The sequence below is a fragment of the Pseudomonas sp. S2_F03 genome (assembly GCF_054668335.1).
Genome location: NZ_CP162759.1, coordinates 979957 through 1002982, shown reverse-complemented (window position 1 = coordinate 1002982; position 23026 = coordinate 979957). Strand labels below are relative to the sequence as shown.

Sequence of the window (23026 nt, the reverse complement as noted above, 5' to 3'; positions counted from 1 at the left end):
TGGGTGGACGTCTTCACTGTAGGCTCGTAGGATTTGGCGTATCCGCCAATTACCCCACGAATTACGCCAACCATGCCGAAATCCATTCACGTGCTCGCGTTTGCCAATGTGCAACTGCTCGACGTCACCGGGCCGTTGCAAGTGTTTGCCTCGGCCAACGACATCTGCCGTCAGAAAGGGCTGCCACCGCCGTATGCACCCTCGGTGATTGTCAGCGGCGGCGGGGCGGTGATGTCGTCGTCGGGGTTGGCGTTGTTGGCTGAACCGTTACCCGAAAACGGCAGTGACACGTTGATCATTGCCGGTGGCAGGGGTGTTTATGCGGCGGCGGAAGACGCGTCGCTGGTGGCCTGGGTGCGTGAGCATGCGTCGGGTTGTCGGCGCGTCTCGTCGGTGTGTACCGGGGCCTTTTTGTTGGCGGCCAGCGGCTGGCTCGATGGTCGTCGAGTGGTCACGCACTGGACGCGTTGCGAGCAGTTGGCGCAAAAACATCCGCGCCTTCAAGTCGAACCCAATCCGATTTTCATCAATGACGGCCCGGTCTGGACCTCGGCGGGCGTCACGGCTGGCATCGACCTGGCGCTGGCCATGGTCGAAGAGGACCTGGGCCGCAACACCGCGTTGGAAGTCGCCCAGCAACTGGTGGTGTTCCTCAAGCGTCCGGGCGGCCAGTCACAGTTCAGCGTGACCTTGTCTTTGCAGAAGCACGGTGACCGTTTCGACGAGCTTCACGCCTGGATCAGTGAAAACCTCACCCAAGACCTCGGCATCCCGACCCTGGCGTTGCAGGCGGGCATGAGCGAACGCAGCTTCGTGCGCCACTACCGCGCCGACACCGGCCAAACCCCGGCACGCGCCATTGAGTTGATTCGGGTCGAAACGGCGCGACGGTTGCTCAGCGACACCGGCGTGCCGATCAAGCGGGTGGCGGTGCAGTGCGGGTTTGGCAGCGAAGAGACGCTGCGCCGTAGTTTTCTGCGAGCGATGGGGGTGACACCGCAGGCTTATCGCGAGCGTTTCAGCGTCAGTCCCCAAGCCGAGCCGGTCATGCTCTGATGTCAGGTTGGGGCGATTGGCCGCCAAGTAGTGGACGAAGCTCGTGATGCAAGTCGACCGTATGCCTCTCCCTAAGCGTCCACTTCCGCCATCTGATTAAAGTACTTCGACCGATCCGGTGTAAACGTCACCACCATTCCGGTCCTGGAGCAGGCCAACGCCCGCTCTTCGCCCAAATCAACATCCAGATCCTCCCCGCGCAACCCTTGCCATTGGGCGAGGTATTTGAGAGATCCGTATTTTTCGAGTTTTTTCAGGCTACGACTGACGCCACCCTTCCAGCCGAGCACCGGCAGTTCACCGGCTAGGCTGCGTCGGGCGAGTTCAGGGAAGCGGGTGGCGCGTTGACGGCCGATTTCCCAGCATTTGATCAGGCCCTTGTCCGGACCTTCCCACAATTCATCGCGGTTCAGGCCGGACCGGAGGGGGGGCGTCGATGCTGCGGTGGATGCGCTGGTTCATTCTGGTTCCTTGAATTCGGGTTTTGTTGGACAGCTCCGCTGTACCCGTTGACGCTGGATGTTAGGGGGCGATGTAACGACTGGCAACAAGGTATTTCCGAGTGTAGGAATGTGCTGTGCCGGAGGAGGACGGGGCTCATTGTTTGGGTTTTGTCGGCTACAAGACCACAGCGCCCGCCAGCATTAGGGTGTTATGCCTTTGGGGGATGTTTAAGTTCCTTGTAGGTAGGTCTCATTCCTACAATTGGCGGCGTAAAACGGGAAATTTCCTACGGGTTTTGTCGGTTGCAGGGGCCCCTGCAGCAAAGGATCTCCCACAGGGTTATCGGTACGCCTAATTCCAGGTGTGCTTCATCCGTTCTTCTATACAGACTAATTTTTTGAGGAAAGCCCGGTGACCCAGCTGACATTGCTGTGCTTGCCCTATTCGGGCGCCAGCGCCATGGTTTTCAGCCGCTGGCGGCGCAAACTGCCGCAGTGGCTGGCGCTGCAACCGGTGGAGCTGCCCGGCCGCGGCGCGCGGTTTGGCGAGCCGTTGCACACCGACATGCGGCGGCTGGCGCTGCAACTCGCACACGAACAAAAAGCCACGCTCAAAGCCCCTTATGCACTGTTCGGCCATAGCCTTGGGGCATTGCTGGCTTGTGAAATGGCCCATGCGTTGCGCTCGCTGGGCTGTCCGGAGCCCGTGGCGCTGTTCGCTTCAGGCACGGCCGCGCCGACAATGCGTGCTGACTATGATCGCGGTTTTGCCGAAGCGAAAACCGATACCGAGTTGATCGAGCAACTACGCACGTTCAATGGCTCCCGCGAAGAGGTGTCGGCCAACGAAGAGCTGATGAGCCTGACGCTGCCGGTCTTGCGCGCCGACTTTTTGTTGTGTGGACGCTTCGAGCCGCAGCAGCGCCCCTTGCTTAAATGCCCGGTGCACGTGCTGGGTGGCAAGGCCGACCGCGCCACCACTGAACAGTTGATCGGCTGGAGCAAGGAAACCCACGGCAGTTTCTCCGTGGACATGCTGGCGGGTGGTCACTTCTTTATTCATGAGCAAGAGGCCAAGGTGTTGCGCGTGATCAAGGACCATCTCGATGTTCACCATCGCCGACATGCCCTGGCCGCCAGCGCCTGAGCCTGCAAAAAAATCGGGCGCTTGCTCCGGCGGCGCTCCGACGAATAAGCCCTGAAGAACACGCCCCAACCTCAATGCTGAACCCTTCCTGAAGAACCCTGCGATTCCCCCGTCTCACGCCGTTCCTTCGTTTACTCTGAAAAAATCGGGGCGTAAGCTTCGCGCGTTTTCATCAATAGCGGAGACCCACAGTGGGTACGTGTTCGAGTGACAGTAGTCGGCCGGTTTCAGTAACCGGCACCTTCTCGGCAAGCTAACGCGCAGCTTTTTTTGTGCCGTTGTCTCGCCGTACAGCGAGTAGCGGCCTCCCGGTCGAGCCAGTCCTGGCCCGGCTCCCGATGTCCTCTCATCGACACACTATCGTGTGATGGCGACTGCCCTGTCGTCATCGCCGCGACTCGACACGCCTGCTCGAAGGTTTCCCGGCTGACCCTGGGGCAACGCCATGAACCTGACCCTGCTAAAGGAATTCTTCGCCGGATTCCTGCGCACCCGCCACATCGCCCGGCACTTCCGTCGCCTGGCATTGCTTGAATCCTTGACCGACACCACGGTCAGCCGTGAAGTGCCGCCGGCGCTGGCGCAAACCCTGGTAAGCGCGGCCAACAGCGACACCGGTCAACTGCTGGAAAAATTGGGTACGCACACCGATGGCTTGAGCGAACTCGAAGCCGACACCCAGCGCGAGCGTTTCGGCCTCAACGAGGTTGAGCATGAGCAGCCGCTGCCCTGGTGGACCCACCTGTGGCACTGCTATAAAAACCCGTTCAACCTGTTGCTGACGCTGCTCGCGGTCATCTCCTGGCTGACCGAAGACATGAAAGCCGCCATTGTGATTTTCTCCATGGTGGTGCTCTCGACCTTGCTGCGGTTCTGGCAGGAAGCCAAGTCCAACCAGGCCGCCGATGCGCTGAAAGCGATGGTCAGTAACACCGCGACGGTACTGCGTCGCGATGCACTGCGCACCGAGTTGCCGATCAAACAATTGGTACCGGGCGACCTGATCGTGTTGTCGGCCGGCGACATGATCCCGGCCGATTGCCGGGTTCTGAGTGCCAAAGACCTGTTCGTCAGTCAGGCCGCGATGACCGGTGAATCGATGCCGGTGGAGAAGTTTCCCGCCAGCAAGACAGCGACACTTACAATCCGCTGGACCTCGACAACATCCTGTTCATGGGCACCAACGTAGTGTCCGGCACGGCGATGGCGGTGATTCTCGCCACCGGCAACAACACTTATTTCGGTGCCTTGGCCCAACGGGTCGGTGCCACCGATCGCGCACCGACGTCGTTCCAGACCGGGGTCAACAAAGTCAGTTGGTTGCTGATCCGCTTCATGTTCGTGATGGCGCCGCTGGTGCTGTTCATCAACGGTTTCACCAAAGGCGACTGGTCCGAAGCATTGCTGTTCGCGCTGTCGATTGCCGTGGGCCTGACCCCGGAAATGCTGCCAATGATCGTCACCTCGACCCTGGCCAAGGGCGCGGTATTCCTGTCACGTAAAAAAGTCATCGTCAAACGCCTGGATGCGATCCAGAACTTCGGCGCCATGGACGTGCTGTGCACCGACAAGACTGGCACCCTGACCCAGGACAAAATCTTCCTCGCGCGCAATGTCGATGTCTGGGGCAACGACTCCGACGACGTGCTGGAAATGGCCTACCTCAACAGCTATTACCAGACCGGTCTGAAAAATCTGCTGGACGTGGCCGTGCTGGAACACGTGGAAATCCACCGTGAGCTCAAGGTCGGCACGGCGTTTCGCAAGATCGACGAGATCCCGTTCGACTTCACCCGCCGGCGTATGTCAGTGGTGGTCGCCGAGCGCGAGCATGCGCATCTGCTGATCTGCAAGGGCGCGGTAGAAGAAGTGCTGGCGGTGTGTACGCGCGTGCGTCACGGCGTTGTCGATGAAGCGCTGAGTGATGAACTGCTGGCGCGGATCCGTCAGGTGACTGCTGCCTTCAACGCCGAAGGGCTGCGGGTCGTGGCCGTGGCCGCGCGTCCCATGATCGAAGGGCGTGACACTTACAGCCTGGCCGATGAACAGGCGCTGACGCTGATCGGTTACGTGGCATTCCTCGACCCTCCCAAGGAAAGCACCGCACCGGCTCTAAAAGCGCTGGCGGCTCACGGCGTGGCCGTGAAAGTGCTGACCGGCGACAACGAGCTGGTGACCGCGAAAATCTGTCGCGAAGTCGGTCTTGAGCAGCAAGGCCTGCTGATGGGCAACGACATTGAGCGCATGAGCGACGCTCAATTGTCCGTGGCGGTCGAGACCACCAACGTCTTCGCCAAACTCACGCCGTCGCACAAGGAGCGTATTGTCCGGTTGCTCAAAGGGAACGGCCATGTGGTCGGCTTCATGGGCGATGGCATCAACGACGCCCCGGCGCTGCGTACCGCCGACATTGGTATTTCGGTGGACAGCGCCGTCGACATCGCCAAGGAAGCCGCCGACATTATCTTGCTGGAGAAAAGCCTGATGGTGCTGGAGGAGGGCGTGCTGGAAGGGCGCCGCACCTTCGCCAACATGCTCAAGTACATCAAGATGACTGCCAGTTCGAACTTCGGCAACGTGTTCTCGGTGCTGGTGGCCAGCGCGTTCATCCCGTTCCTGCCGATGCTGCCGATGCACCTGTTGGTGCAAAATCTGCTCTACGACATTTCGCAGATTGTCATCCCGTTCGATAACGTCGATGAAGAAATGCTCAAGCAGCCCCAGCGCTGGCAACCGGCGGACGTCGGGCGCTTCATGTTGTTCTTCGGGCCGATCAGCTCGATCTTCGACATCAGCACGTTTGCGCTGATGTGGTACGTGTTCGACGCCAATACCCCGGATCACCAGACCTTGTTCCAGTCCGGCTGGTTCGTGGTCGGGCTGCTGACCCAGACGCTGATCGTGCACATGATCCGTACCCCGAAAATCCCGTTCCTGCAAAGCCGTGCAGCGATGCCATTGATGGTGATGACCGGGATCATCATGGCCGTGGGCATTTTTCTGCCGATGGGGCCGTTGGCGCATTACTTCAAATTGCAGGCGCTGCCTTCGATGTACTTTGTGTTTCTGCCGGTCATCCTGTTGGCGTACATGGCGCTGACACAGGCTGTGAAGGGGTTCTACATTCGGCGGTTTGGCTGGTAGTAGTACCTGTCGTTGTGTTGCCCAGCGTCAGCAATTGCTGGCGCTGGGGTGCACGCCAGGGCAGGGCAGACCGGTATGCGCGGCCGATGAGCGGTGAGGATTTCATATGCTGGCTGCAACGACGCGATGATCCCGTGACTGAGCATTGAGCTCACGTTTACATCAGATTGAATGACGTGACATTTAGGAAAAGTCCTACATCAACCGTTATGGGTCTTCCGTAGTCTTTGCGCCTCACGAATACATCAGCCTACGCAGGCTTTATCATGAAGAACAAAGCTTTACGTATCCTGATCGCCGACGAACAACACTTTAACCGAATGAAAATCGAACGCCTGTTCAATCAGCTCGGTTACTACGGGGTGGCACCGGTTCAACACCTTGAAGAACTGCTGAGCCTGGTCGAGTACGGCTGTTTGCCATTCGATCTGGTGGTCATCAATGCTTCACTTACGCAGGGAGCCTTGGACCTGCCAGGTCTGTTTCTCGACAACCCGCAGGTTCGTCATACCCTGATCTTCAATGTGCCACGCGAGCCATCAGCGCCGATGCCTGCCCGCGGGCGACAGACGATTCATGTGAGCCACGCAGGGTATCCCGACCTGATGTGCATCCAGCAATTGATGTCCTCCCTCGACTCGTTGGTGCCTGCCGGTCAGCAAAAGGCCGGTTGATCGGGGGGTGACCATTCGTCGGAACTGTCATTTATGACAGGTAGTTTTCATCTGCCCGCCATGCAAGAGTTTTCTCGCACCTGCTGCGTGTATTCGGCCTTTTGTAGCGGGCATTCGTGGCGTCATCGTCGATTTTTGCACAGGGAGTTTCCATGAAGTCAGTGCTGATTGTGGACGATCATCCGGTGGTTCGCGCCGCAGTCAAACTGGTACTTGAGCAGGAAGGTTTCAAACAGATACAAGAAGCCTCCAACGCGGGCGAGGCGTGGTCGATACTGCGTGAGCACAGCATTGATCTGGTGATTCTGGATCTGGTGATGCCCGGCGGTAACGGGCTGGATGTGCTGGAGCGAATCCGGGTCGGCAACCTGTCGTGTGTGGTGCTGGTATTCACGTCGCTTGAACCGTTGTTTTTTCAAGAGCGCTGCATGCGTACCGGCGCCTTGGCCTATGTCGCCAAGACCAACGAGCTAAGTCAACTGCACAAGGCCGTACACGCCTTGAAGGCCGGATATACCTATTTCACGCAGCTGCCCAGCGGATCAATGAACACGCTGCAGCGCAGCGAAAAACAATTGATCGATCATCTCTCCAACCGCGAGTTGACCATCCTCCAGTACCTCGCCCGGGGAACTCCAAACAAGGAGATCGCCACGGCGATGCACTTGAGCCATAAGACGGTCAGCACCTACAAGATCCGGTTGATCGAAAAACTCGGCGTAAACGCGGCCGTGCATCTACGTGATTTCGCCAAGCGCAACCAATTGATCTGAGGGTGCCAGAACGTGCGTGTCCTGTTATGCGCCTTGATGTTGTGCCTGATGCCACCGGCGCAGGCGGCCTGGGGGGACGGGCCGAAGTCCTTGCAATTGCTGGGGCGTTCCACCGTGGAGGGTTACGAGGCCGCTCTGGATGACAAGCGACCGGCAATGGCTGCGCAGCAAGCGTGTCTTGCGCCTCGGAGTCAGTGGCGCGGACTACCCGCCCTTCGAAGTGACGCGCAGCATGGATGAGCTGGAAGGCATCACCGCCGATTACGCTCAACTGATCGCGCAACTGCTGAGCGTTCCGATTGAAGTGCAGCGTTATGCGACGCGGGAAGCAGCCATGGAGGCCCTGAAGTTCGGCGAGCTTGATCTTTGGGGACCTCGAACAGTTTCGAAGCGGCCGACCCTGAACTGACCCTGTCCAGCCCCTACGCTGAAGATCAACCCATGCTGGTGACCCGACTGGACGAGCGCATGCCCGAAGATCTGGCGGGTAAACGCATCGCCATGGTCGATGACTATCTGCCGGCGAAAACCGTTGAAACGTTTTATCCCAAGGCCAGCCTGCAGCGTTATCCATCGGCGCTCGATGCGCTGGGAGCGGTGGCCTATGGGCAAGATGACGTGTACCTCGGGGACCTCATCAGCGCCAATTACCTGATCAACAATAACTACCTCAATAACGTTCAACTGATGGGACCGTCCGGTCTCGACGCCAACCCGTTCGGCTTTGCTTTGGCGCGGGACAACCTGGTGCTCAAGGACATCATCGACAAGGCGCTGGCAGCGATCCCCATGGATCAGCGCGCAACCATCGACCTGCGCTGGAGCGCCGGCAGGGTCAACAGGCTGGGGCAGTCACGGGTCAATCTGAGCGCCGGCGAACAGGAGTGGCTGGACCGTCATCCACAGGTGAAAGTCGGGGTGGTCGAGAACTTTGCACCTCTGACATTCTTCAATGCCGAAGGGCAATTCAATGGCTTGACCGCGCAATTGCTGACACTGATCAGCCAGCGCAGCGGATTGAATTTCAATGTGCTGCGGGGCCGCTCTCTTGACCAGCAGATCGAGCGACTCAGGGCCGGCGAGATCGACCTCATACCCGCCATCATCCCGGCGACTGAAGGTGTAGCAGACCTGCATTTCACCAGCCCCTATGTGACCAATCCGTACACACTGGTCAGCGCCGACACCCCCGATAGCCCGAAGACACTGGGCGAGCTGACCGGTAAACGTCTGGCGATTTATCACAGCCACCCGGCGCGCGCGTTCATTCTTGCGCAGGTGCCAGGCGTGCGGACGGTGGATGTTGACAACCCGGCGCAAGGCCTGGAGTTGGTCATGAACGGACAGGCGGACGCGGCCGTCAGCTCATTATTCATGACCCGTTACCTGATTGCCCGGTACTACCCGGGACGTTTGCGCATCCGCAGTACCGTGGGCGATGAACCGGCGCGCATCGCCATGGCCTCCGATCGCGGTGCCGTGGAATTGCATTCGATTTTGAACAAAGCGTTGCTGAGCATTTCGCCTGAAGAAATGGACGGTCTGGTCCTCCGTTGGGGCAATGATGTGGTGGAGGATGACAACTATTGGCTGCGTTATCGCCCCACCATTTTGCGGGCGTTTGCCGCTGCTGCTGTATTGCTCACGCTGGCCCTGAGCTGGATCGCCTGGCAGCGCCGGCAGATCCGCCAGCGCCAACAATGGTTACAGCAATTGCAGGACGCCAAGGACGCCGCCGACGACGCCAATCGTGCGAAAACCACCTTCCTGGCCACCATGAGCCACGAAATCCGTACGCCGATGAATGCCCTGATCGGCATGCTTGAATTGGCCGAAATGCGGGCGAAAGAAGGGGTGGCGGACCGTTCCGCCCTGGAGGTGGCGTCCACGGCCGCGCAGCAGCTACTGGCATTGATCGGCGATATCCTGGACATCGCCCGCATCGAATCCGGACATTTATCCCTGACCCCCGAACGTGTCAATTTGCAGGCTCTGGTGGCATCGGTATGCCGGGTGTTCGAAGGCTTGGCCCGGGAGAAAAACCTGGTATGGCGTGTTGATCTGGACGCACGCAGTGACCGTGACGTGTTGATCGACCCCACGCGTTTCAAGCAAGTGTTGTCCAACCTCTTGAGCAACGCGGTCAAATTTACCGATGAAGGTGAAGTGAGCCTGACACTGCGGGTGGTACCAGGGATTTCAGGTCATCTGGCGGTGAACATACACATCGAAGACAGCGGCATCGGCATCAGCGCGGTTGATCTGCAGCGCTTGTTCAACCCGTTCGTCCAGGCTGGCAACAACCAGCAGTCGGGCCGCAAGGGCTCCGGGCTGGGGTTGGTGATCAGTCGTACCCTGTGCGAAATGATGGGTGGGCGGCTGGTGCTTGGCAGCGTCCTTGGACGGGGCACAGAGGCTGAAATCAGCCTGTCGCTGGTGGTGTTGAAAGCCTTGCCTGCCAGTGACGTGGCGGACACTGGGCTGGCGGTTTCCACCCGTCCCCTGACGATTTTGGTGGTCGATGACTATCCGGCCAATCGCTTGTTGCTGACGCGTCAGCTGAGCTATCTGGGGCACTATGTCCTGGAAGCCGAGGATGGCGAGCAAGGGCTCGAACAGTGGCGCGCGCAGACGTTTGATGTCGTCATCAGCGACTGCAACATGCCCCGGTTCAGCGGTTATGAACTGGCAGGTGCGATTCGTGATGAAGAGCGCGCCTACGGCATGCCGCCGACTCTGATACTGGGCTTTACCGCCAATGCGCAGCCTGAGGAAAGGGTTCGATGCCTGGAAGCGGGCATGGACGATTGCCTGTTCAAACCCATCCTGCTGGCGGATTTGAGTGCCTGGCTGGCATCGCGATTTACCGGTGAATTGCCGGCACCGCTTGAGCCGGTTGAAGCGCCACCAACAAGCGAAATCGACTTGAGCGGCCTGGAGCTATACGTCGGTGAAGACCGGACCCTAATCAATCAATTGTTGCGCGAACTGGCCGAGTCCAACCGTGAGGACCGAATTGAGTTGCTGCAAGCGCACGTTGGCGACAACCGCTTTCGTCTTGAAGAGTTGGCGCACCGCATCAAGCGGCAGTGCGCGGATGGTCCGCGCAGCGCGATTGATCGAGTGTTGCGAGGATCTGGAGCGAGCCTGCGCCGAAGGCTGTGCGGCACTGATCGATGAAGCGGTCGACCGGTTGCAGCGCGCCATGAAAAGTCTTGGGCAGCACCTTAAGCGCGACTGACGCTTAGTCCCAATGCGGTGCAATGCCTTTTGGGTTGGTCAGCCGTTGGTTGCGATCAAGACCGGCGATCAACGCCATGTCGGCCTCGCTCAAGATCAAGGTGCAGGCCTTCAAATTGCTTTGCAGGTTCGCGTGTTTGGTCGAGGAGGGGATCACCGAGTAACCCGACTGCATGGCCCACGCCAACGCGACTTGCGCTGCGCTAGCCTGAAGGCGTTCGGCGATCTGCTGGATGATGGGGTCCTTGAGCACTTCGCCATAAGCCAGGGTCATGTACGACGTGATGTGGATGCCCTGGCTTTGCGCGAACTCGACCACCTTGCGGTTTTGCAGGTACGGGTGCAGTTCGATCTGGTGGGTGGCGATGTGTTCGGCACCGACGGCGGCGATGGCTTGTTGCATCAGGTCGACGGTGAAGTTGGAGACACCGATCAGCCGGGTCAGGCCCAGTTGTTTGGCTTCGAGCAGGGCCCCCATGAATTCTTCAACCGGCACCTGGTTTTCCGGGGACGGCCAGTGGATCAGCGTCAGGTCCAGGTAGTCGGTTTGCAGTTTGCGCAGGCTCTCTTTGAGGCTGTCGATCAACCGCTCTTTGGCAAAGTTGGCGACCCAGATTTTGCTGGTGATGAACAGTTCGTCGCGGGCAATACCACTCGCGGCAATGGCCTCGCCGACCTCGGCTTCGTTTTCGTAGATTTGCGCGGTGTCGATCACCCGGTAGCCCAACGCCAGGCCTGTGCTCACCGAATCGATGAGCACCTGGCCTTGCAGGCGAAACGTACCGAGACCGAAGGCGGGAATAGACATCTATGACTCCAGGGGTTGCTGTAGGAATGGGCACGAGTATCCGCGCCTGCATCCGTGAGAAAAACCGCTGGAGCGGCAAAGCAATGTTTACCGGAAGTCATGAATCCGCGGAACCTACCCCCGCGCCTCAAGAATCATGCAAGTCGTCGACCCCGTGGCATACAACCGTCCATCCACATCATAAATGCGCCCTTCGGCCAACGCCGTGGAGCGTCCCAGATGCACAATTTTCCCCTCGGCCCGCACCGGTCCACTGGCGCCCGTCAGCGCACGAACATAGCTGATGCGCAGATCCAGCGTCGTATAGCCCTGGCCCTTCTTCAGCTGGGTATGAATCGCACACCCCATGCACGAATCCAGCAACGTCGCCGCATACCCGCCATGCACACTGCCCAACGGGTTGTAATGCCGTGCGTCCGGTGTGCCCTGAAAGATAAACAGCCCGGCCGACCATTCGATGGGGATGAAATCCATCAGCGCACCAATCGGCGGTGAGGGCAGTTCACCGCTGCCAATGCCTTCGAAGAATTCGGTCGGCGACAATGCGCTGACATCAGCCATGGACAGGCTGCCAGGGCCAGCGAGGCGGGCACGCATGGCCTGTTCCTGAGCGATCCATTGAGCGAGCGTGGCTTCGCGGGTGGGACTTTGCATGATCGTGTCCTCGGACGGGGCGGATATTATGGTTGTAATTCCGATCGATATTATGTCCGAAATAAAAACTCCGCCAGCCCCGCGTGTCGCGTCATTCAGGCAATGTCTGCGTGATTGAATTCCTCGCCCAGAAAATCGATCAATGCCCGCACCGAGGGCAGCAGCCCACGGCGAGACGGGAAGATTGCATGGATGATTCCGCACTTTGGCGCCCAGCCCGGCACCAGATCCACCAGCTTGCCGGCCGCAACGTCATCACGTACCACCACGCTGGGCAGGTGCACGACGCCAATCCCCGCGACGGCTGCGTGACGCAACGCGAGCAGATCGTCCGTCACCATGCGGGGCGCATGCCGAATCAGCGCGCTGGCGTCATCGGGGCCGAACAATTCCCACTGATATTCACGCTGCGCCGCGCCCCAATGCAGGCTGGGCAAACCGCTGAGATCAGCCGGGGAGGCGGGTGACGACAGGCGTTCGGCAAAGCTCGGGCTGCCCACCAGGCATTGAGTGCTGTTGCCCAGCACTTTCATCACCATGTCGGTGTTTTCCAGCGGTGGAAAGCGCACGCGCAAGGCGATATCAAACCCTTCGTGTATCAGGTCGACCCTTCGGTTGGTGCTTTCGATGAAGAGCTCCACCCGCGGGTACTTGAGCATGTACCGCGTCAACATCGGCCCTACCCAGGAGTTGAGCAGTGCCGTCGGACAACTGATGCGCACCAGGCCTTGGGGTTCGGAGCGATTGCGCTCGATCAGTTCGGCGGCGCTTTCCGCTTCCACGCGCATGGCCAGGCAGCGCTGGTAGTAGGCCTGGCCGATTTCGGTCAGTGAACAATGTCGGCTGGTGCGATGCAGCAGCCGGACCCCGAGGCGTTCTTCAAGCTCGGCAATTCGCCGGCTGAGCTTCGATTTAGGCATGTCCAGCGCGCGTCCGGCCGGGGCGAAACCGCCGTGTTCCACCACTTGGGTGAAGTAGTAGAGGGTGTTGAGGTCTTCCACCATCGTTCTCCAGATAGAACGCTAAGACTGATTTTTGCAGTCTAGTGCACTAATGGTTGCGGTTTTAAGCTTTGTCCATGGCTTCACTCACCTCATCAGGAGACACCATGAAAAACATCATCGGTATCTACACCAGCCCACGTGCCCATTGGGTCGGCGACGGTTTTCCGGTTCGCACGCTGTTTTCCTACGACAACCTGGGCAAGCACATCAGCCCGTTCCTGCTGCTGGATCATGCCGGCCCTGCAGAGTTCACCCCGACCACCGAGCGGCGTGGCGTTGGTCAGCATCCGCACCGTGGGTTCGAAACCGTGACTATCGTTTATAAGGGCGAACTGGAGCACCGCGACTCCACTGGCAGCGGTGGCAAGATCGGCCCTGGCGACGTGCAATGGATGACCGCCGCCTCAGGGATCCTGCATGAGGAGTTCCACTCCGAAGGTTTCGCCAAGCGCGGCGGCACCCTGGAAATGGTGCAGCTGTGGGTCAACCTGCCGGCCAAGGACAAAATGGCCGACGCCGGTTACCAGACGATTCTCGATGGCGACATCCCGAGCATCCCGCTCAAGGACAAGGCTGGCAGCCTGCGCCTGATTGCCGGTGAGTTCGATGGCTACACCGGCCCGGCGCGCACGTTCACCCCGATTGATGTCTGGGACCTGCGTCTTAATGGCGGCAAATTGCTGACTCTGGACCTGCACGAAGGTCGCAACACCGCATTGGTGGTGTTGCGCGGTACGGTTCAGGTCAATGGTCTGGAGTCGGTGCGTGAAGGGCAGTTGGCCCTGTTCGATCGCAAGGGTGACAGGCTGACGCTGCAAGCCAGCCAGGACGCCGTGGTGCTGTTGCTCAGCGGTGAGCCGATCGACGAGCCGATTGTCGGTCACGGCCCGTTCGTGATGAACACCGAGCAAGAAATTCACCAGGCGTTCGCCGACTTCCAGTCCGGTCGCTTCGGCCAGATGCACGGTTAACCCGTAGCGCCTCAACAACCCGCTCTACACAGGATGCGTAGGCCGGTTCTCAGGCCAGGGATGGCTGTTGCCCAAACGAAAGAGGAAACGCACATGAATACCGTCAACGCGGCTAACTTCAACGGCCTGAAACCGACCATCGACCCCAATGACAGCGCCATGCTGTTGATCGACCACCAGAGCGGACTGTTCCAGATCGTCAAGGACATGGATGTACCGCAATTGCGCGCCAACGCGATTGCCCTGGCCAAGGCCGCGACCCTGTTGAACATGCCGGTGATCACCACCGCCTCCGTCCCGCAAGGACCGAACGGACCGTTGATCCCCGAGATTCATGAAGCCGCACCGCATGCCCAATACGTGGCACGCAAAGGTGAAATCAATGCCTGGGACAACGCCGAGTTTCATGCAGCAGTCAAAGCCACCGGCAAGAAAACCCTGGTGATCGCCGGCACGCTGACCAGTGTTTGCCTGGCGTTTCCTTCCATTGCGGCGGTGCATGAAGGCTACAAAGTGTTTGCTGTGGTCGATGCCTCGGGCAATCACTCGAAACTGGCCACTGATCTGACTGTGGCCCGTTTGACGCAAGCCGGGGTGGTGCCGATCGACATCATGGCTACGCTCTCTGAGCTGCAAGGCTCGTGGAACCGTCCGGATGCCGAGCAGTGGGCCGCTGTCTACGCCCAGGCCATGCCGCATTATCAATTGCTGATCGAAAGCTACCTCAAGGCTCAGCAAGTGGCGAATGAACACGAAGTGCTGGACTCCCAGCGCTGAACGGCAACCCCACGCCGATTTCCACTCGGCATCGATAACACGCGAGGACTATTGCAATGACCACTTCCTACAAGCGTCTCGACAAGAACAACGCCGCCGTTTTGTTGGTTGATCACCAGGCGGGGCTGCTGTCACTGGTGCGCGACATCGAACCGGACCGTTTCAAGAACAACGTGCTGGCCCTGGCTGACCTGGCCAAGTACTTCAAGCTGCCGACCATCCTCACCACCAGTTTCGAGACCGGCCCCAACGGCCCGCTGGTGCCTGAGCTCAAGGCGCTGTTTCCGGATGCGCCGTACATCGCCCGTCCTGGCCAGATCAACGCCTGGGACAACGAAGACTTCGTCAAGGCGATCAAGGCCACCGGCAAAAAACAACTGATCATCGCCGGCGTGGTGACCGAAGTCTGCGTGGCATTCCCGGCACTCTCGGCGCTGGCCGAAGGCTTTGAGGTGTTCGTGGTGACGGACGCTTCCGGCACCTTCAACGAGCTGACCCGGCAATCGGCCTGGGACCGCATGTCGGCCTCGGGCGCGCAGTTGATGACCTGGTTCGGCCTGGCCTGTGAACTGCACCGCGACTGGCGCAATGATGTGGAAGGGTTGGGCACTTTGTTCTCCAACCACATCCCGGACTACCGCAACCTGTTTACCAGCTACAACGCGCTGACCAACAGCAAGTAAATCCGGCAACACCTATTCAATGTGGGAGGGGGCAAGCCCGCTCCCACATTGATTTTTGGTGTTTAGAAAATTGCATTCATCTTGCAGAATCAAACACTCCTACACTGTGGCCAATGTGTGCGATCTTTGCGCCATCGGTCCTTGATGGAGTTGCTCGATGCTGTCTTTTTCACCGATCATCCGTTGGTCTGCGCTCTGGTCCTGATCCTGATAGACCTTGGGCTGTGGCGTTTGATTACCGCCAGCGGCAGCAACTGGAAGCTGCTGGTCCGGCTGGTGATTTTCTCGTTGTTCAGCGTTCTGCTGTTCAACGAAGGCTTGAACCCACTCGAGATAGCCCCCTGGCCCGACAATGTGCCGTTGCACCTGGCGGCCACCGGTTTGCAGATCGGTTGGTGGCTGTTCGGCGCGCGGACCCTGACGGTGCTGATCGGTGCGGTAATGATGCAACGGGTCGGACACACCGGGCGCTTGCTTCAGGACTTGCTCGGGGCGGTGATCTTCCTGATCGCGATCATCGCGGCGTTGGCGTACGTGCTCGATCTGCCCGTCAAAGGCGTGCTGGCAACCTCCGGCGCCGTTGCGATCATCGTCGGCCTGGCCTTGCAAAGTACCCTTAGCGACGTGTTCTCCGGGATTGTCCTCAACACCACCAAACCGTATCTGCTGGATGACTGGATCTCCATAGACGGCACCGAAGGCCGGGTCACTGACATCGACTGGCGCGCCACGCGCATGCAAACCGCCCAAGGCAGCATGGCGGTGATCCCCAACTCGTTGGCGGCCAAGGCCAAGATCATCAACTTCAGCCGGCCGAGCGACATTTTCGGCGTGTCGATCAGCCTGCAACTGAGCCCGCACGCGCGCCCGCAAACGGTGATCGACGCGCTGGAACGAGCGATGCAGGGCTGTCGTTATTTTTTGAGTCATCCGGCACCGTGCGTAGCCCTCAAGGGCTCCAGCGCCGCGGGCGTGGAATATGAAATCAGTGGTTTCGTGGTCTCGATGGATCAAAAGCGCATGGTGCGCAATCTGCTGTATGACCTGGCCTACCGGCATTTGCAGGCGTCTGGTATCAACCTGTTGTCGAGCGTTGAGCCCAATGCGCCGGCGAACCTGTCGCGGGCACGCGCTTTGCTGGACAGCTCGAACATTTTTTCGACCCTGCGCCAGGATGAGAAAGAGACTTTCAGCCAGCACATGACCCTGCAAAACTTTCGTGCCGGGGACATGATTCTGCCGGCGGGGGAGATCAGCGACCATTTGTTCATCATCGAATCCGGGGTGGTTTCGGTGGAGATGAGCCGTGGCGGGGTCAAGTTCGAGCCGGGACGCATGGGGCCGGGCGAGGTGATCGGCGAGGGCGGGATTTTACTGGATGCCGCGATGCCGGCAGACTTCGTCGCCAAAACGGCCTGCAGCTTGTACCGGATCGAGAAGGAGTACCTCAAACCCTGCCTGGAGGCGCGGCATGACATCGGCGAGTCGATGAAGGCGCTGCTGGATTTCCGCTTGAACAAGGCGCAGACGTTGACTCAGGAAGTGCCGAAGGTGGTGGCGAGGAAGGGGTTTTGCAGTGGCTGCGTAACAGGGCTTAGAGGACTGCGGAGGATGGCAATTTCAGACCCGGCTAATTTCTCATTGGTCTCCAATGGCCTCCTCGACTTCTGGAATATTGGCTATTTGTCAGAAGGGCGGGTGGGATTAACTTAGCTCCACGCCCACTTGCTATTGGAGTCCACCATGAAACCTCGTATCGATTTCTACACCGCTTCCCCAGATGCGCTCAAAGCCATGATCGCCCTGGAGACCGCTGTTTCGAAGCTGCCGCTGGAAAAAAACCTGATCGAACTGGTCAAGCTGCGGACCTCGCAGATCAACGGCTGCGCCTTCTGCCTCGACATGCACAGCGCCGATGCCCGCAAGGGCGGGGAAGACGAGCGCCGTCTGTTCACGTTGTCGGCCTGGCGCGAAACGCCGTTCTTCACCCCGCGTGAACGCGCGGCACTGGCCTGGACTGAGTCCATGACGCTGGTGAGCCAGACTCACGCTCCAGATGAAGACTATGAACTGGCCGTGTCCGAGTTCAGCCCGAAAGAAATGGTCGACCTGACCGTGGCCATCACCACCATCAACGCCTGGAACCGCCTGGCGATCGGCTTTCGCAAAATGCCTCAAGCCTGATCAGTGAGCATCCGCTGACGGCGCGGCCGGTGGTTGCACCTTGCGCATCAAGGGCACCATCGCCGTGGCGATGATGAAGCAGACCATGATCATCAAGAACGCGTCGCCATAGGTTTGGGTCTGGGCTTCGCGGTAGGTCAACAGCCATAGCTGATGCAGGCTGGCGGTGACGCCCGTGTCGCCGCTTTGGCCGAGGGCAGTGAAGTTGTTGCCGACCTGTGACAGCCACTGGTTGAGCGCTTCGTTGCTGCTGTTCAGGTGTTCCGCCAGCCTTGTGAAATGCAGGTTGGTGCGGTCGTTGAGGATGGTTGCGCAGGCGGCGATGCCGATGGCGCCTCCCAGGTTGCGCATCAGATTGAACAACCCCGACGCATGCTTGAGCCGTGCTGGCGCCAGACCACCCAGGGTCAACGTCACGGCCGGCGGCACCGCCAGTTGCTGGGCAATCCCGCGCAATGCTTGCGGCAGCATCAATTCCCTGGCCCCCCAGTCATGGGTGATCGGGCTGAAATCCCACATCGATAACGCGAACAACCCAAGGCCGGTCATCATGATCCAGCGCAGATCGACGCGGTTGGCCAGAAAGGCATACAGCGGAATCGCCATGATCTGGAACACTCCGGTGGAGAAAACCGCCAGGCCAATGTCCAGCGCGCTGTAGCCACGCACCCGTCCGAGAAACAGCGGCGTCAGGTAAATGGTGGCGAACAGGCCGATGCCGGTGACGAACGAAAAGAAGCAGCCGAGGGCGAAGTTGCGGTCCTTGAGGGCGCGTAAATCGACGATCGGGTTGGCCACGTGCAAGGTCCGGCCGATGAAAGCGAGGCCGGCGAGGCCGCTGATCCATGCGGTGATAAGAATGGTGCTGTCGCTGAACCAGTTCCAGCGCGGGCCCTCTTCGAGGGTGTATTCCAGGCAGCCGAGAAACAGCGCCATAAACACCATGCTGAGGTAATCGGCGCCCTTGAGCAGCGACAGTTCTGGCTGGTCGATTTTCACCAGCATCGGCACTGCCACGGCAACGAAAATCCCCGGCACCAGGTTGATGTAGAACAGCCAGTGCCAGGACGAAATATCGGTAATCCAGCCGCCGATCACCGGCCCCAGGGTCGGCGCCAGCGAAGCCACGGCGCCAATGGTGGCGGCGGCAATGACGCGTTGTTTGCCGGTGAAGAAAAAGAACGCCGTGGTGAACACCAGCGGGATCATCGAACCGCCGATAAAGCCTTGCAGGGCGCGGAAGGCGATCATGCTCTGGATGTTCCAGGCCGCGCCGCACAACAGGCTGGCCAGGGTAAAACCTACCGCCGAAGCGCAGAACAGCCAGCGGGTGGAAAACACCCGCGACAGCCAGCCTGAAAGCGGAATCACGATGATTTCGGCAATCAGGTAGCTGGTCTGCACCCACGCCGTTTCGTCGGTGCCGGCCGAGAGCCCGCCGCCGATGTCACGCAATGAGGCTGAAACGATCTGAATGTCCAGCAGCGCAATGAACATGCCGATACACATGCTGGCGAAGGCGAACACCTTGGTCGCCGTCGCCATGTTGGCCGGGTTGAACGGTTGCGCCGGGACGGCGAGGGCGCGGCTCATGGTGCGCTGGCCACGTCTGGGGTTTCAGCGCTTTTGCGGGTGTCGACTTCAGCGGTTACGGACAGGCCGGGGCGCAAGTGGCCGAGCACACCGTCGGCCGGATCGAGGACGATACGCACCGGTACACGCTGGACGATCTTGGTGAAGTTGCCCGTGGCGTTTTCCGGTGGCAGCACGCTGAACTGCGAACCGCTGGCCGGCGCGAGGCTGCCCAGATGACCGTGGAATTCCTGCCCGGACAGCACGTCGGCATGAATGATCACGCGTTGGCCCGGAATCATCCGCGCCAGTTGATCTTCCTTGAAGTTGGCGTCCACCCACAAGCCACTGGAAGGCACCACTGAGAGTAATTGCGAACCCGCCTGCGCATACGCGCCGACCCGCGCCCGGCGATTGCCGATCACACCATCCACCGGGGCTTTCAGTTCGGTGTAACCGACATTCAATTGCGCCAGGTCCCGTTCGGCCCGTGCCTGCATCAGTGCGGCGCGGGCTTGCTGTTTCTGGGTTTCGATCACGTTCAACTGGCGCTGCGCCGCCAGCAACTCGGCCTGGGCTCGCGAGCTGAGCGCCTGAGCGGTCTTGAAGGTGGCATCGGCGCGCTGTGCACTTTCGACCGAGACGGCGTTGGTGCTTACCAGTTTTTTGTAGCGGGCATTGTCATCCCGCGAGCGCGCGGTTTCGGCACCAGCGGCCTCGATTCCGGCGCGGGCCTGGCCGATGACCGCGTACTGCAATTGTTCAGTGGCGTCGAGATTGGCCAGCAGGGCTTCTTCGGCGGCAACCGCGCCTTCGGCTTTGGCGAGATTAGCGCGATAGTCGCGGGAATCGAGGCGAATCAGCACATCGCCGGCCTTCACTGGCTGGTTGTCGGTGACCAGCACTTCTTCGATATACCCGGCCACTTTCGGGCCGATTACCGTGACGTCGCCGCCAATGTACGCATCGTCGGTTTCTTCGATGAAACGACCGGCCGTCCACCAGTGACTCGCATACAGCCCGGCAAACACCAGGGCTGCAATAACCGCCGTCAGCAGGATCAACCGTTTGAGCAGGGGAGGCTTGGGTGTGCTCACCGGGACTGCAAGGTCGGATTCAAGGCTGGGCATGCTGGTCATGGGGTTTACCTGTAGGAAACGGGTGTTTATTACGTAGGTAATATGACGTATGTAATATTTGGTGGCAATTGATTTTTGCTGCCGGTCGTCAGGATGTTCGCCGACCGGGCATCCACCATCGCCAACCCATCCTGCGCGTCCCGATTACCTCCCCTGTCAGTCAGTCCTGCAATATTGCTGGCTTTGTCATATCGACTATGTTGTTGTCATAAAGACTCCTTTATACGGAGTCCTTATGACAACGTTGTTTTGTAATCTGTTGATTTATAAGTATTAATAAGTTGGCATGCTTCATGAAATGACGAGAGCAACGTAATCGAAACAAGGAAGATGTCATGCCTCGTTCAATCCCGCTCAGCTTCACATTGTGTTTGTTGATCTCACCCTTTGCATGGCCGATCAGGTCGTGCGCGAAGTCCCTGATACCACCGCTGGCAAAGGTTTCGGTGCGCTCACTGGAATGATGGTCGGCGCGGTGGGCGGTCCTGCGGGCGCGCTGGTCGGCCTTGGGGCTGGATTCTTTGCCGGCAGCGCTGTGCAGCAAGCGTCCGGCCATACGGAAACCGCCTACGAAGTAAAAAACGCCCAAGGCGAAATCAGCACCGTGCGCTCGCCCAATGCGCGCTTCGAGGTGGGGCAGCAGGTCACGCGTAAAGGTCCGCGTCTGGTGGCTCAGGACAACTGAGTCGCCACTCCATAAAAAATAGAAATGCATAGACCGTGGGCTGGCCCGATTTGAATTTGATGTACCAACTTTTGATCCTTTAAGGGGGCAACACAATGCAAGCCATCAACGCCAAAGTATTGGGCGCGCTGGAAAACGTCATGGTGATTTCCACCACCGACTTGCAAGGCAACATCACCTACGTCAACGACCTGTTCTGCAAACTGACCGGCTACAACAAGGAAGAACTGCTGGGCCAACCCCACAGCATCGTCCGCCATGCCTCCGTGCCAAAAAGCACCTACAAGCAGATGTGGGACACCATCAAAAAAGGTGAAATCTGGACCGGCGTTATCCCAAATGTCGGCAAGGGTGGGGGTTCTACGTGGTCGACACCACGGTGCAACCGCTGTTCGACGAGCAGGGCAACATCGTTGAGTACATCAGCATTCGTCGTGTGATTAACGACTTGATGGGGGACTTCGAAGCACTGGAATTTTCCAAGGAGCAATTCGACGAACACTACGACAGGTAATCGGCCATGCCAGGGTTAATCGAACGCATCGTGATCGGTTATGGCTCTGAGTCCGGCAATGCACGCGGGTTGACGCAACGGTTGTTGCGTCTGCCCTGTGTGCAGCCGTATGCATTGGCCGTGCAGGATCTGAATGCACTTGAGCTTGAAACGCTGACCACTCGGGATCTGTTGATCGTTGTGTGCAGCTCGTTCGGCGACGGCGAACCGCCGGGCAACGCCGATCGTTTTCTGGATCAACTGATCCAGTGCGAACACCTCAGTAGTGTGCCTTACGCGATCTTTGGTCTGGGTGACACTGCTTACCCGACTTTTTGCGGTTTCACCAAAAGCCTGGACGCTGCACTGCTGCAAAAGGGCGCCGCGCCCTGGATCAATCGCGTGGACGCCGACACCGATTTCGAGGGCTTTTTCGAGACCTGGTGCGCCACCCTCGAAGCGGTCTTGAAGGGCGACCGCCGGGCCGGCACCACGTTGCAATTGCAAGTCACCGCCTACGGCGAAAACGCCGCGTGGCCAGCGCGGGTGATCTCCCGTACGCGGCTCAATGCGACGGCGCCTTATGCCTGGCAGGTGCGCCTCGATATCGAAGGCAGCGGCATCAAATACCGCGCAGGGGACAATCTTTATGTGCTGGCGCAAAACGATCCACAACTGCTGGCGCAGATCGGTCAATGGTTCGGTCGCGACGATGCCCATACGCTGCTGGCGACCAAGGAGCTGCGACAACTGGGCAAATCGCTGTTGCGCGACATGGCTCGGGTCAGTCAGCACGACACCTTGAAAACCTTGCTCAAAGTCAGCAACCGTAAAGAGCTCGAAGGTTATTTGTACGGCAAGGACTTGCTCGATGTGGTCAGCGACTTCTGTGAGCCAGGGCAAATGAGTCTGGAAGAATTGGCCGAGTGGCTGCCGGATGTTTTGCCGCGTGCCTATTCCATTGCCTCTCACGACCAGCCGCACTACGTCGACCTGTGCATTCGGGAAATCGCCTATCAATTGGCCGACCGCCCGCGTATCGGCACCGCGACCGGCCATCTGGCGGGCAAGCTTGCCCAGGTTCAAGTGTTTGCCCGCAGCAACGTGCGTTTTCACCTGCCACGACAGGCCGATCATCCCGTCGTGTTGATTGGCACGGGGACTGGCATTGCACCGTTGATCGCATTGCTGGAGCAGATAGAGCAACAAAGCAGCCCTGCACAAACGTGCCTGATCTTCGGTGATCGACGCCGGGCATCGGACTTTCTCTACCAGCCGCGCCTCGAAAAATGGCAGGAAACGGGCGTGCTGGATCAGCTCATCACCGCGTTTTCACGAGACGCTGACCGTCGCTATTACGTGCAGGATGCCATGCTCGAACACGGTGCCTATCTGTGGGCCTTACTCAGTCAGGGCGCGCATGTGTATGTGTGCGGCAATAAAAGCCACCTGGAGCGAGCCATCGATGAGGCGCTGGTGAACATTGCCATGAGGTACGGCCATTTGGCCGAAGAAGACGCGCAGCAGTTTGTGGCCGACCTGTCGAGCTCGGACCGGGTACACAAAGAGCTGTATTGAG

The 23026-nt window shown here is 59.3% G+C and carries 16 protein-coding genes and 4 pseudogenes; 14 read left to right on the top strand and 6 right to left on the bottom strand.

Annotated features, from left to right (window positions below; translation table 11 throughout):
* Positions 1-72: 72 nt before the first annotated feature.
* Positions 73-1056, top strand: coding sequence for a GlxA family transcriptional regulator (locus AB4N76_RS04785; protein ID WP_460164227.1), 984 nt, complete (start codon positions 73-75; stop codon positions 1054-1056).
* A gap of 71 nt (positions 1057-1127) precedes the next feature.
* Here AB4N76_RS04785 and AB4N76_RS04780 read toward each other — a convergent pair.
* Positions 1128-1518: pseudogene (locus AB4N76_RS04780) on the bottom strand (hypothetical protein).
* 393 nt (positions 1519-1911) lie between these two features.
* Between AB4N76_RS04780 and AB4N76_RS04775 the strand changes: the two are divergent.
* From AB4N76_RS04775 to AB4N76_RS04755, 5 genes and pseudogenes are all read left to right on the top strand, one after another.
* Positions 1912-2646, top strand: a complete 735-nt coding sequence (locus AB4N76_RS04775; RefSeq protein ID WP_109788156.1) for a thioesterase II family protein — start codon at positions 1912-1914, stop codon at positions 2644-2646.
* A gap of 445 nt (positions 2647-3091) precedes the next feature.
* Positions 3092-5790, top strand: a pseudogene (mgtA, locus tag AB4N76_RS04770) (magnesium-translocating P-type ATPase).
* A 266-nt stretch (positions 5791-6056) separates the two neighbouring features.
* Positions 6057-6464, top strand: a complete 408-nt coding sequence (locus AB4N76_RS04765) for an ANTAR domain-containing protein (protein WP_046032642.1) — start codon at positions 6057-6059, stop codon at positions 6462-6464.
* 152 nt (positions 6465-6616) lie between these two features.
* Positions 6617-7237, top strand: a complete 621-nt coding sequence (locus tag AB4N76_RS04760; protein ID WP_046032643.1) for a response regulator transcription factor — start codon at positions 6617-6619, stop codon at positions 7235-7237.
* Between the two features lie 36 nt (positions 7238-7273).
* Positions 7274-10478, top strand: a pseudogene (locus AB4N76_RS04755) (transporter substrate-binding domain-containing protein).
* Between the two features lie 3 nt (positions 10479-10481).
* Here the strand turns inward: AB4N76_RS04755 and dkgB are convergent.
* The 3 genes from dkgB to AB4N76_RS04740 all read right to left on the bottom strand — a co-directional run bounded on the left by dkgB (position 10482) and on the right by AB4N76_RS04740 (position 12943).
* The gene (gene dkgB / locus AB4N76_RS04750; protein ID WP_460164226.1) at positions 10482-11285 is read right to left on the bottom strand and encodes a 2,5-didehydrogluconate reductase DkgB; all 804 of its coding nucleotides are present in this window, start codon (positions 11283-11285) and stop codon (positions 10482-10484) included.
* Between the two features lie 114 nt (positions 11286-11399).
* Complete coding sequence (locus AB4N76_RS04745; RefSeq protein WP_046032646.1) at positions 11400-11939, bottom strand: PaaI family thioesterase; 540 nt, start codon at positions 11937-11939, stop codon at positions 11400-11402.
* A gap of 95 nt (positions 11940-12034) precedes the next feature.
* Complete coding sequence (locus AB4N76_RS04740) at positions 12035-12943, bottom strand: LysR family transcriptional regulator (RefSeq protein WP_080943069.1); 909 nt, start codon at positions 12941-12943, stop codon at positions 12035-12037.
* A gap of 104 nt (positions 12944-13047) precedes the next feature.
* On the opposite strand from AB4N76_RS04740, the gene AB4N76_RS04735 reads away from it, so the two are divergent.
* From AB4N76_RS04735 to AB4N76_RS04715, 5 genes and pseudogenes are all read left to right on the top strand, one after another.
* A complete protein-coding gene (locus tag AB4N76_RS04735; protein ID WP_077431694.1) occupies positions 13048-13914 on the top strand; it encodes a pirin family protein in 867 nt (288 codons plus the stop codon).
* A gap of 93 nt (positions 13915-14007) precedes the next feature.
* The gene (locus AB4N76_RS04730; protein WP_046032648.1) at positions 14008-14691 is read left to right on the top strand and encodes an isochorismatase family protein; all 684 of its coding nucleotides are present in this window, start codon (positions 14008-14010) and stop codon (positions 14689-14691) included.
* 56 nt (positions 14692-14747) lie between these two features.
* Positions 14748-15374 carry an isochorismate family cysteine hydrolase YcaC gene (gene ycaC, locus AB4N76_RS04725; protein ID WP_046032649.1) on the top strand — a complete coding sequence of 209 codons (627 nt, stop codon included), beginning with the start codon at positions 14748-14750 and terminating at the stop codon, positions 15372-15374.
* A gap of 144 nt (positions 15375-15518) precedes the next feature.
* A pseudogene (locus AB4N76_RS04720) lies at positions 15519-16972 on the top strand (mechanosensitive ion channel domain-containing protein).
* A gap of 145 nt (positions 16973-17117) precedes the next feature.
* Positions 17118-17558, top strand: a complete 441-nt coding sequence (locus AB4N76_RS04715; protein ID WP_046032651.1) for a carboxymuconolactone decarboxylase family protein — start codon at positions 17118-17120, stop codon at positions 17556-17558.
* Here AB4N76_RS04715 and AB4N76_RS04710 read toward each other — a convergent pair whose 3' ends face one another.
* Both AB4N76_RS04710 and AB4N76_RS04705 read right to left on the bottom strand, forming a co-directional pair.
* On the bottom strand, positions 17559-19151 hold the full coding sequence (locus AB4N76_RS04710; protein WP_046032652.1) for a DHA2 family efflux MFS transporter permease subunit: 1593 nt from the start codon (positions 19149-19151) through the stop codon (positions 17559-17561).
* Positions 19148-20269 carry an HlyD family secretion protein gene (locus AB4N76_RS04705; protein WP_077431696.1) on the bottom strand — a complete coding sequence of 374 codons (1122 nt, stop codon included), beginning with the start codon at positions 20267-20269 and terminating at the stop codon, positions 19148-19150. The genes AB4N76_RS04710 and AB4N76_RS04705 overlap by 4 nt, the downstream gene beginning before the upstream one ends.
* A 391-nt stretch (positions 20270-20660) precedes the next feature.
* On the opposite strand from AB4N76_RS04705, the gene AB4N76_RS04700 reads away from it, so the two are divergent.
* The 3 genes from AB4N76_RS04700 (at position 20661) to AB4N76_RS04690 (ending at position 23025) form a co-directional block, all read left to right on the top strand.
* Positions 20661-20954: a hypothetical protein gene (locus AB4N76_RS04700; protein ID WP_460164225.1), complete on the top strand. Its 294-nt coding sequence runs from the start codon at positions 20661-20663 to the stop codon at positions 20952-20954.
* 95 nt (positions 20955-21049) lie between these two features.
* On the top strand, positions 21050-21394 hold the full coding sequence (locus tag AB4N76_RS04695; RefSeq protein WP_460164224.1) for a PAS domain-containing protein: 345 nt from the start codon (positions 21050-21052) through the stop codon (positions 21392-21394).
* A gap of 80 nt (positions 21395-21474) precedes the next feature.
* Positions 21475-23025 (top strand): diflavin oxidoreductase, encoded by a 1551-nt coding sequence (locus AB4N76_RS04690; RefSeq protein WP_109787297.1) that lies wholly within the window; start codon positions 21475-21477, stop codon positions 23023-23025.
* Position 23026: the final 1 nt, after the last annotated feature.

Excerpts from the sequence above, each read along its gene's own strand:
- AB4N76_RS04700 (WP_460164225.1), top strand. The coding sequence starts at position 20,661 with ATGGCCGATCAGGTCGTGCGCGAAGTCCCTGATACCACCGCTGGCAAA.
- AB4N76_RS04740 (WP_080943069.1), bottom strand. The coding sequence starts at position 12,943 with ATGGTGGAAGACCTCAACACCCTCTACTACTTCACCCAAGTGGTGGAA.
- AB4N76_RS04690 (WP_109787297.1), top strand. The coding sequence starts at position 21,475 with ATGCCAGGGTTAATCGAACGCATCGTGATCGGTTATGGCTCTGAGTCC.
- AB4N76_RS04715 (WP_046032651.1), top strand. The coding sequence starts at position 17,118 with ATGAAACCTCGTATCGATTTCTACACCGCTTCCCCAGATGCGCTCAAA.
- AB4N76_RS04765 (WP_046032642.1), top strand. The coding sequence starts at position 6,057 with ATGAAGAACAAAGCTTTACGTATCCTGATCGCCGACGAACAACACTTT.
- AB4N76_RS04710 (WP_046032652.1), bottom strand. The coding sequence starts at position 19,151 with ATGAGCCGCGCCCTCGCCGTCCCGGCGCAACCGTTCAACCCGGCCAAC.
- AB4N76_RS04745 (WP_046032646.1), bottom strand. The coding sequence starts at position 11,939 with ATGCAAAGTCCCACCCGCGAAGCCACGCTCGCTCAATGGATCGCTCAG.
- AB4N76_RS04760 (WP_046032643.1), top strand. The coding sequence starts at position 6,617 with ATGAAGTCAGTGCTGATTGTGGACGATCATCCGGTGGTTCGCGCCGCA.
- ycaC (WP_046032649.1), top strand. The coding sequence starts at position 14,748 with ATGACCACTTCCTACAAGCGTCTCGACAAGAACAACGCCGCCGTTTTG.
- AB4N76_RS04735 (WP_077431694.1), top strand. The coding sequence starts at position 13,048 with ATGAAAAACATCATCGGTATCTACACCAGCCCACGTGCCCATTGGGTC.
- AB4N76_RS04695 (WP_460164224.1), top strand. The coding sequence starts at position 21,050 with ATGCAAGCCATCAACGCCAAAGTATTGGGCGCGCTGGAAAACGTCATG.
- AB4N76_RS04730 (WP_046032648.1), top strand. The coding sequence starts at position 14,008 with ATGAATACCGTCAACGCGGCTAACTTCAACGGCCTGAAACCGACCATC.
- AB4N76_RS04785 (WP_460164227.1), top strand. The coding sequence starts at position 73 with ATGCCGAAATCCATTCACGTGCTCGCGTTTGCCAATGTGCAACTGCTC.
- AB4N76_RS04705 (WP_077431696.1), bottom strand. The coding sequence starts at position 20,269 with ATGACCAGCATGCCCAGCCTTGAATCCGACCTTGCAGTCCCGGTGAGC.
- dkgB (WP_460164226.1), bottom strand. The coding sequence starts at position 11,285 with ATGTCTATTCCCGCCTTCGGTCTCGGTACGTTTCGCCTGCAAGGCCAG.